3 protein-coding genes are annotated in these 10427 nt (G+C 43.6%); 2 read left to right on the forward strand and 1 reads right to left on the reverse strand.

The window, feature by feature from the left end; translation table 11 throughout:
• Window positions 1-1181: 1181 nt before the first annotated feature.
• Window positions 1182-1769, reverse strand: coding sequence for a type II toxin-antitoxin system antitoxin SocA domain-containing protein (locus CJD36_RS21145; RefSeq protein WP_105041205.1), 588 nt, complete (start codon window positions 1767-1769; stop codon window positions 1182-1184).
• A gap of 464 nt (window positions 1770-2233) precedes the next feature.
• Between CJD36_RS21145 and CJD36_RS21150 the strand changes: the two genes are divergently transcribed.
• Together CJD36_RS21150 and CJD36_RS21155 are read left to right on the forward strand one after the other, a co-directional pair.
• Window positions 2234-5569: a beta strand repeat-containing protein gene (locus CJD36_RS21150; RefSeq protein ID WP_105041206.1), complete on the forward strand. Its 3336-nt coding sequence runs from the start codon at window positions 2234-2236 to the stop codon at window positions 5567-5569.
• Window positions 5570-5806: 237 nt separating this feature from the next.
• Window positions 5807-10396 carry a DUF7948 domain-containing protein gene (locus CJD36_RS21155; protein WP_105041207.1) on the forward strand — a complete coding sequence of 1530 codons (4590 nt, stop codon included), beginning with the start codon at window positions 5807-5809 and terminating at the stop codon, window positions 10394-10396.
• Window positions 10397-10427 lie beyond the last annotated feature (31 nt).

Here is a 10427-nt window from a genome sequence, read left to right on the forward strand (position 1 = left end):
GATATAGCTGGACGAGACCTCAAGGAACCTTTAAGGAAAGTATATAGTTTCCTCAAAATGATATTGAATAAGGGAGCACCTATTTTAACCAACGTATGGCGTAGCTACTTCTAGCGAGCACATAATGCTATACACCTGCTTTATCTTATCACTGATGACATTTTAGTGTTTTCATATGTAAGTTCCTATTCCGGGAATGCACATGCGGTGAAGCTGTCAGAGGTTTTTAATCAGGTATTGTTGACATTAGAAAGCCCTACAAAAATTACAGGTAGTGAAGAACCTTAATCGTCAACGCACAAGTTTATGAATGCCATCTGTAAAGTTGTTAGAAAGAAGCAGTTTGGTAAATATTTTATATATTTGACATTCATGTAAATTACCTTCATGGACTCAAAAGCTACTCAGGTAAAAACCGTCTTTATTGTAGCCAAAACAAAAGAAATTGAAAAAAAGACTGATTTTGTAAGAGTATCGATTTTACTGGGTTTTGGCACAACGCACCCCCAAAAGGTACTTTGTGTCTTTGTCAGAAATCGAATCCATTGGTTGGAAGGCAGATAGATGCGATGTTTCAGCGTTGTCGCAAGTATTTAGTGCAGAAACGGTGAAGCAGTTTTACTTTAAAATCGAATAGCATAGTGTTATTAAATAAAACTTGTAGGGAGTTAGTAAAGGAACGTGAAAAACAATCGCAGAAATAACCAGTAATAGTCCGCCACAATGGATCGTATGAAGAGATTCAAAAAGAAGATGCTATTGGGTTCTTTTATTAGCGAATTTTGAGCCAGGACATGCCAAATAGTACGATCGATGTTGTCTTACTGACACTTTTACCTGGGTCTTCAAGGCCTCTTGTGAGACAGATGCTATGGAACTAAAGTACATTATAAGTGGCAGCGTAGCTTATAATGTAGATGGCAATATTTATGAAGTACATACAGGAGATTCTATTTTTTCAATGGCATGATGCCCCACGTACCGCAATGCATCGGAGACATACCTGCGGTGATGCTTATTGTTTATTTCTTTGCAACGACCACATAATCGCTGATAGCGTTGGATTCATTGTTGACCTGCGAATGGAAAATCGAGAAAAGTTTCGCCTGAATTTTGTTTAGAAGAATAATAAGTGGAGTCCAGGAAAATTATCAGCGATTACTAATTGCCTAGTAGGAGGTTTATTCGCCTGCGAAAAGTTTTGCTGCTTTTATCTTTTCTTCATTTACTATTGCCTTGGCCTTTTCACTTTGATATTTTGAAGCAACAGACTGGATTATAGAATCATTTGCTTTTATTTCTTCAGCCATTTTCAGTATACTGATAATGCTGTTGGTGTCAGCTTGCTGCCACGCAAGACCCCTTGTTTTGGCCTTTAAGGCATTTATGTCCATTTTTTTATACGCCTGTATTGTCATGAATAATGATTCTACCTCTTCATTTGAAAGGTAGTCAGGATCGTATTTGACTTTATTTTGTATTTCTCCCTCGATATTTACATTAAAGAAATTTTTTAGTCTTTCGGCTACGTTGCCCTCGCCTTGGTTGTTAAGTTCCATTAATAGGGAAAGGATATTAAATGGTACCGGACCGTTTTTCATTGCCAGGTAAAAATTGCCGAAAGTCAACCTGCCGTGTATACTTAAGAAGCGAAGATCTGCCAGATAGAATATAATGAATGCCATATTGGGGGTTACTTTCCCGCCAAGACTTTGAATAACAAACAGTAACAATTGAATACTTTTTCTAACCTCGTAGCCTAATGACATATTATACCAATAATGTAATTATGATAAATGTTAATTATATTGATATTATGGGTTCATAAAGTGTTGGTTTGAGGTATTAATTGTGTTGGGATACAAATTTATCTGCGACTAACACATAATATACCCTTGCAATGTTAAATATATAATACATAATCGTTAAACAACAAGTTTGCGTTACTAAATTGTTGCCATTTCCTTTAATGACGTTTATTCTATTAATTTTTATTATAATCTAATATATATATTAATGTTTATCGTGTTTTCGCCTGATTTATAAGCATAATCCAATCTGGTTTACTTGTTTATAGTGGTTTTCCTTAAAGGAAATTAATTATAAGTTAAAGTTAATTATTTGGTAACTCATTTTTTCGTAGTAACAATACGATCAATTATAGTTATTATGTTAATAACAAATTCAAAACATGAATATTTGAAATTTGTGTCTCACAGTTAAAAACTTGTTTATGTCACAAATTAACCTCGGAGGCCTTACGGGCTTTCCTGCGGCTCTCAAAAGAGAAGCCGGCATCTGGAAAACAAAGCGCGACGCAAAAGAGTCCCGCTTTTCGAAGACAATGACACTGTTGAGCGGTGCTATTATATTGTCTTTGCAATTATTAAGCGGCAAAGCTGATGCGCAGATAGCTACGTATCACGGAACCGGTGGTACAAGTACGAGTGTTACATATGCAGCCAACTCAACTGGCACCGCACTTACGTCAACAGGTTTAGGCAGCAACAGCCCCTGCGGTAGTGGTGGCCTGAGCGGCTTAACAAACAACGGTGTGACTACTTACAGCTCAAGTAACGGTCATCTTTACTTCACGGTAACTGCAAACCCCGGTTATGTACTGAATGTAACGGGTTACACAGCAAAATTGAGAAGGTCTGGTTCGGGTCTTTCGAAGGTGCGTATGGCGTATGTGACCACAGGTGGTGTTATTAATGATCTTGTTGACAAAGCTCCTGATAACACAGGCTGCGGAGGTGGTTCTACTGTATTTTCATGGAACACAGCAACTGGTGGCGCTTTGCCAACCGGTGTTACCAGCTTCACAGCTGAATTGTTTCCTTATGCCCCAATTTCATCGGGCGGCACTATCCAGTTCAACGATATTACCATCAACGGTACAGTTACCATTAACCCGGTATCTTGTCCTGGTGTTATCGCGGCCGGCACAGTGACTCCTTCTTCAACCACAATCTGCGGTGGCAACAACGTTGCATTGGCATTGACAGGGTTCTCTACAGGTACTAATATAGGCTACCAGTGGCAGTCGTCGCCAGACGGTATTACTTACAGTAACATAACTGGTGCAACTAACACCACTTATAATGCTGTTAGCTCACCTACTGTTACAACGACAACCTATTACAAAGCTACTACAACCTGCACCGTGGGTGGTGCATCAAACACTTCTTCGGTTGGTACAATTACAGTTAACTCTACGCCTAATGCCGGTGCTATTACCGGTTCGTTGGTTTTGAACATAGGTGGCACAGCTACATTGACTAACCCTACTGCATCTACAGGTGGAAGCATAGTAGGTGTCTGGAATAGCAGCAACACTTCAGTTGCTACAATTGACAATGTTACAGGTAATTATGGTGGTGTTTCTGCGGGTAATTCTACTATCAGCTACACTGCTACAGACATCTCTACAGGTTGCGATGCTACAACAACGGCTAACGCATCTGTAGTATTCCCGGGTACATTGGCTACTTACATTGGTACAGGTGGTACAAGCACTATTGTTACAGGTATTGCTGACGAAGCAGTTTCTGCACTTTCTGCATCAGGTTTTGGTTCTGCTACTACATGCACAACAGGTGGTTTAAGTGGTCTTACTATTCCTACAAGCGTTACATCTTACAGCGCTTCCGGTCCTAAGGTTGCTTATACTGTGACTGCAAACGCCGGTCACGCGCTTAACGTTTTTGGTTTTTGGGTTAAGTCAAGATCTTCTGGCACAGGTCCTGATATGGCAAGGCTTGCATATAGCATAGACGGTGGTACTACATGGATCGATGAAGGCGTTACTCATACCTTGTCTACAAGCGGTAGCTGCGGTTCAAATACCAATACATGGCATTGGGTACCTTCGGCGGCGATCAGCGGCGCAAGCAGCATTATAGTTGCAGTGTTCCCTTACTACTCAGCTTCAGCAACAGGCACATTCCAGGTTAATACTCTTGAAGTTGATGGGGTTGTTTCTTCAAACGCTACATGTTCAGTTACTCCTTTAGCGGGTGTTATTACTCCATCAGTTACTGTTGCCTGCCTTAGCGGTTATGCATCACTTTCTTTTGCAGGTGACGCAGGTCCTGGTATCAGCTATAGCTGGGAAGCTGACAATGGTTCCGGCTTTGCTCCAATTGCCGGTGCTTCTAACACATCTTATCTGTCCCCTGTTTATACAACTGTTCCTACTAACATTACGTATAGGGTTGTTACTACATGTGCAAGTGTTGGTTCTGCTAACTCTGCAACATCATCATTCTCCGTAGTAGGTCTTCCTGCTGCGATTTCAGGTGTTCCTTCTCCATATCTTTTTGCAGGTTCAAGTGTTACTCTGGTAGATGCAACTACAGGCGGTACATGGAGTAGCAGCAATTTCTCTGTAGCAACTATTGACGCTACTACTGGTGAGGTTACAGGTCTTATCCCAGGTTATACAGTTGTAAGGTACAGCACTGCAGGTTTCGGTTGCGCAGTTACAGACACAATTGCGGTAATTGAGCCGGCTTCAATCTCTGCTTACTTAGGCACTGGTGGTAACAGCACAACAGTTACTCCAATAGCCCCGGTTACTACTTCTGCATTTTCTGCTGCGGGAGCTTTCGGTTCTGCTACTGCTTGCGGTTCAGGCGGTCTGAGCGGTCTTACAGTTAATAACACTATAACCACCTATGCAGCTTCAAACCCACACGTGGTTTACACCATTACTCCTGCTGCTTCAGGTGCTACTATCAATGTTACTGGTATTCATGCTACAGTAAGGTCTTCTGCTACAGGTCCACAGTTGGTAAGAATAGCTTACAGCACAGATGGCGGTACTACATGGACTGATAATGGTACAGACCTTTCTTCAGATATCCAGAGCTGCGGCGTAAGCACAATAGATGTTAATTTTCCTGCATCATTCTCTAATGCCGGTAGCATATTAGTAGCTATCTATCCATTCGCATCAGTGAGCAGCACAGGTACGTTCCAGGTTAACGCTTTGAATGTAACGGGTACTGTTACCTGCCCTGTAATAAGCACTATTACTGAATTGATAGGCGCTTATGATCTTAACGGCACATCTTACAGCCCTATTTTCTGCAATGGTATCACTGCTTCTGCAACTCCTGCAGGTGGCAGCTGGAGCAGCTCTGATGTAGTTGTGGCAACTGTTGATCCTGCTACTGGTGAGTTGTTCTTCCTTACTGATGGCGTTTTTGATGTGGTATACACAGCTCCTTGTGGTGACACTGCTAACGCTACTATTACAGTTAACTCTGCTGATGGTCCGATTTGCGATGGTACAGGTGCAAAATATACAATTTCTACTGCTGTGGCAACTGTTAACACTGCAAGCGATATCAAGTTGTTCCCTAACCCTGCAAGCAACGTATTGAACATTTCAGCTGCTGAAAATGTAAATGTTGTTGTTCTGAGTATGGACGGCAAAACACTGATCGAGCAGACAAATGCTAAGAACATCAATGTTAGCAAACTGGCAACAGGTGTGTACATGGTGAAGATCTATAACACCAATAACAATCTTATCAAGACTGTTAAGTTCGAAAAGAACTAGTAATGAATAAGTTGTAATCCGGCAAGTGCCACACATATATGTGGCACTTGCCTCTTTTTATAATGAGGGCTACGTGGCCGTGCCAATAGTGGCAAATCACAATGTTATGTTTATAATATTTAATCAGTCGCGCCAGCTGAAGTAAACAATTTGTTAGCGTGCAAATAACGGGTGAATCGACTTGCAGCGATATTTTGCTATTTAATATTGCATAATTAAAATCTAAAGTGTGTTACCATGAACAAAGTCTTTTTTCTTTTTACTAGAATGATCTGTGTAGTCGGAATTTGCTTTATTTCCTCACTTGCCACAGCTCATTCAAAGAGCGACGTAAGTGCAGATAAATTCAAACTGGAATTATTATTTACCCCAAATCTTGGCCAGGTTGCGGATATGGCGGGAGCAGTGAGGCCTGATATATTGTTTACAGCCCATAGTGCAAACACCAACGTATATATTACAGCTACCGGGATAGCATACCAGTTCTCAAAAACGAATTATCCTGAAGGGTACGACCCTTTAGTTACAGATATAAATAACAAGGACATACAAGCCGAGACGCAAACATTTTTGCTCACGGTGCAACTGGTTGGTGCCAACACCCATGCGAAGGTCCGCAAGGAAATGATGACAGACAGGAAAGAGAATTTTTATCTTTCCAATTGCCCTGATGGGATTACTAATGTAAGTACCTATAGAAAACTTGTTTATGAGAATGTATATCCAAAGATCGACTGGGTAGTATATTCTAAAGGCAACAGTCTTAAGTATGATTTTATAGTAAGGCCAGGTGGCAACCCTGAGCAAATAAAGCTTTCAATTAATAATGCTGATGATGTGGTAATATCGGCGGAAGGTGAATTGCTGATGCATACCCGGTTGGGGACAATTAAGGAGCAGACACCTGTAAGTTTTGCGGGTAGCCGGCCCATCAAAACCGGATTCCACAAGAACGCTGATGGGACCATAGGTTTTATTGTCGCTCCATTTGAAAAAAATGCAACGCTTATTATCGACCCTGCTGTTACCTGGTCAACTTACTACGGAAATTCTGCTTTAGACCTGTTTAATAGCATTAAGGTTGATCTGTCGGGGAATGTTTTTGTGTCAGGACTATCTGCCTCCGTTGCGGGTATTGCTACCTCCGGAGGGTTTCAGACCACTTTTGGAGGAGGAACCGGCGATGCTGTTCTTGCCAAATTCGATGCGTCGGGAAACCCGCTTTGGGTAACCTACTATGGAGGTGCGGGGCAAGAAACGGCTGGCTCTTGCGCAGTTGATATGAGTGGCAATACATTTTTGACTTGCCTTACGAATTCAACCACTGGTATTGCTACGCCCGGTGCGTATCAGACCGCTCTTTCAGGAACTGCGTCAGACGCCTGTTTGGTGAAGTTCAGCTCATCAGGTACCAGATTGTGGGCAACTTATTTTGGTGGTTCCGGTGCTGAATATGTATGGGGGTGCGCCTCTGATGCAACAGGAAACGTTTATGTCTCCGGTACCACTAACTCCACAACGGGAGTTGCAACAAGCGGTGCTTACCAGACAGTACTGAACGGACTTTCTGATGCTTATGTGACTAAATTCAGCCCTTCTGGATCGATACTCTGGGCTACTTATTATGGAGGTGCAGGCACTGAAACGGGCAACTACGGTAATATGTGCGCAATTGATGCGTCTGATAAATTATACCTCGCCTTCTATACAACATCGACCACCGGAATAAGCACCACAGGTGCTCATCAAACTGCATTCGGTGGTGGCACATCCGATGCCTGCCTGGTCAAGTTCGATGCTATGGGTGTTCCACTTTGGGGCACTTACTTTGGAGGAGGGGGCAATGAGGCCGGTGGTTTTAGTTGCACAACTGATAGCCGACGAAATGTTTATCTGGTAGGAGTGACTACCTCTACTGCCGGTATCGCTACGCCCGGTGCTTTTCAAGCATCGAACGGAGGTGGCACAGATGGATTTATTTCCAAGTTCGACTCGGCTGGCAACATTATATGGTCTACCTACTATGGAGGGAGCGCTACCGATGGTGTTGCAGGCTGCACAATTGATAATTATACAGCTAATATTTACGTAGCAGGCAACTCGCAATCTTCCGCCAATATATCCACGCCAGATGCTTTCCAGACGGCACTGGCTGGTACTTCGGATGCATTTATTGCCAAGTTCGACTCAGCAGGTTCAAGACAGTGGGGTAGTTATTTTGGTGGTAACGTTACTGAAACTGCCTTCGGGTGTGCATATGACGGTTCGGGCAGTGTATATATGTCGGGTTTTACTAAGTCGGCCACTGGAGTTGCTACTACAGGTGCATACCAGACAACATTTGGTGGCGCTTCCGACGCTTTTCTTACTAAGATATCAGATCTGTCTATCACTACTGATACCTCGTCTGTGACAACTTTTTGCCAGGGAGATACAATAGATGTGCCCTTTACTATCGTCGGTACTTTCCATGCAGGTAATATTTTTACAGCGGAGCTTTCAGATGCATCAGGCTCCTTTGCCTTACCCGTAGTCATTGGAAGCCTTATAGGGACAATCTCCGATACTATTACTGCTGTAGTACCTTCAGGTACAACACCCGGAGTTAACTATAGGATCAGGGTAACCGGTTCGATACCGACTGTAGTTGGAGCTAATAATGGCATTGACCTTACTATAAATCCTTTGCCTGTGGTTGGTATAATATCCGGTGCTACGTCAGTATGCTCAGGTGCAGCCGTAACCCTTAGTGTTGGTGTAGCAGGTGGGGCATGGACAAGCGGTGTTGCCGGTATTGCTACTGTCAACTCCAGTGGACAGGTAACCGGTGTACTTGCGGGAACGACATTGATCTCATATACTATCACCAATAGTTGCGGTATAATTTCCGACACCGCTATTATGACCGTCAACCCTACACCTTCTGCGGGCACTATAACTGGTGCTACCACATTTTGTGTGGGTGCCGGAGGCGCACTTGCGGACACAGCTACCGGTGGTGCCTGGATAAGCCTGTTGACTGGGATAGCTACAATAAACAGCAGCGGAATGGTGACACCTGTTGCCGCAGGCGCTGATACTATTTTATACATTGTTACCAATGGTTGCGGGACTGATACTGCATCAGTTGCAATTGTAGTAAATGCATTGCCGGCAGCAGGGGTTATAACTGGTGTTACTTCAGTATGTGTAGGTGCAACATCTGCGCTGACCGCAACCCCATCAGGTGGAGTGTGGATCAGTACTATGCCATCCATCGGAACAATAAATAGTACGGGAGTTGTGACAGGTGTAGCGACAGGTGTAGACACAATCTTATATGTAGTAACAAATACTTGTGGTGCAGACACCGCCCTGGTGCTGATGACAGTTATTTCAACACCATCAGCAGGATCGATAACCGGATCCGGATTTGTTTGTTCGGGTAGTACAGCCTCGTTGTCTTCATCTGTTGGCGGTGGCTCATGGAGCAGCAGCGCTCCCGGCATAATATCTGTAAATAGCAGCGGAATAATAACGGGAGGACTGACAGTGGGCAGCGCTGCAATTATCTCCTATACGGTAACCAACGCTTGCGGCACTTCGGTAGATACAATGGCTGTTACCGTGAGCGGAACAGGATCGGTAGCACCTATAACCGGCACTGCAGTAGTTTGTGCCGGTGCAACTACAATGCTTTTTGAAATTACCACAGGTGGAGTGTGGAGTAGTACATCTCCTTCTGTAGCAACAGTAAACGCTACCGGTATAGTGACAGGAGTATCAGGTGGAAGTGCCATCATTTCGTACACGATTACAACCAGCTGCGGAACGATTGCTGCTACAAGAATAGTTACTGTTGGTCCTGCACCGGTACCGGGTATAATTTCAGGTGGTTCAATTGTTTGCGTTGGTGCGCATCTTACGCTTAGTGAATCGGTTGCCGGTGGGGTATGGAGCAGCTATGCACCATTGGTGGCTACGGTGAGTAGTAGTGGTGTTGTGTTGGGCATTACTACGGGGTCAACTATTATATCCTATACTGTTACCAATAGCTGTGGAAGCGCCTCAGCTATAACTGTTGTTGCTGTATCTCCAGCGCCTTATGCCGGCACAATAAGCGGCCCGTCTTCAGTATGTGTCGGTAATGCAATTACGTTGACAAGTTCAGTTTTTAGTGGTGTATGGACAAGTTTACCATCAACTACATTGATCACAAGTAGCTGGGGACTTGCTACAGGTATCTCGCCGGGTAATGCTACAGTTTACTATTCAGTAACCAATAGCTGCGGCACTGCTACAGACTCAGTAAGTATCAATGTTATGGCGCCTGCAATTGCGGATAGTGTTACGGTTCCGGCAGGCGTATGCATAGGCGCTACCATTATGCTCGGCTCATCATCTTACCCGGGTACATGGACTGCTGATACCACTTATGCTAAGGTTACAGCAGGTGGAGCGCTCACAGGTTTAGCATCGGGAATTGCTACAGTGACTTACACGATCACCAACGCCTGTAACACGGATACTGCTATAAGGCAGATAACGGTATATACCCCAGCGATATGTGACTCAATAGTGTCGGTAAATATTGTAGCAAACCAATCAGCTATTACCCTTTACCCTAACCCGACCGTTGGTACATTCATAGTCTTGTTGCCTGAAATGATTGAACCTGCTACTATTGCAGTAACCGATATATATGGCCGGGTAGTCATGAGACAGTTTACAGGCATTAATGTCGATCGAAGTATTAAAGTAGATCTCTCTGACTATGCAGCTGGTACTTATTTTGTCTCAGTAACATCTGGTAAAACAAACTTTAGAGAGAAGTTGGTCAGGCGATAGACCAGAGTGTTAGTGATAACACAAACTTCAT

Origin of the sequence: Flavipsychrobacter stenotrophus (assembly GCF_002954265.1) — a bacterium.
Classification (GTDB): domain Bacteria; phylum Bacteroidota; class Bacteroidia; order Chitinophagales; family Chitinophagaceae; genus Flavipsychrobacter; species Flavipsychrobacter stenotrophus.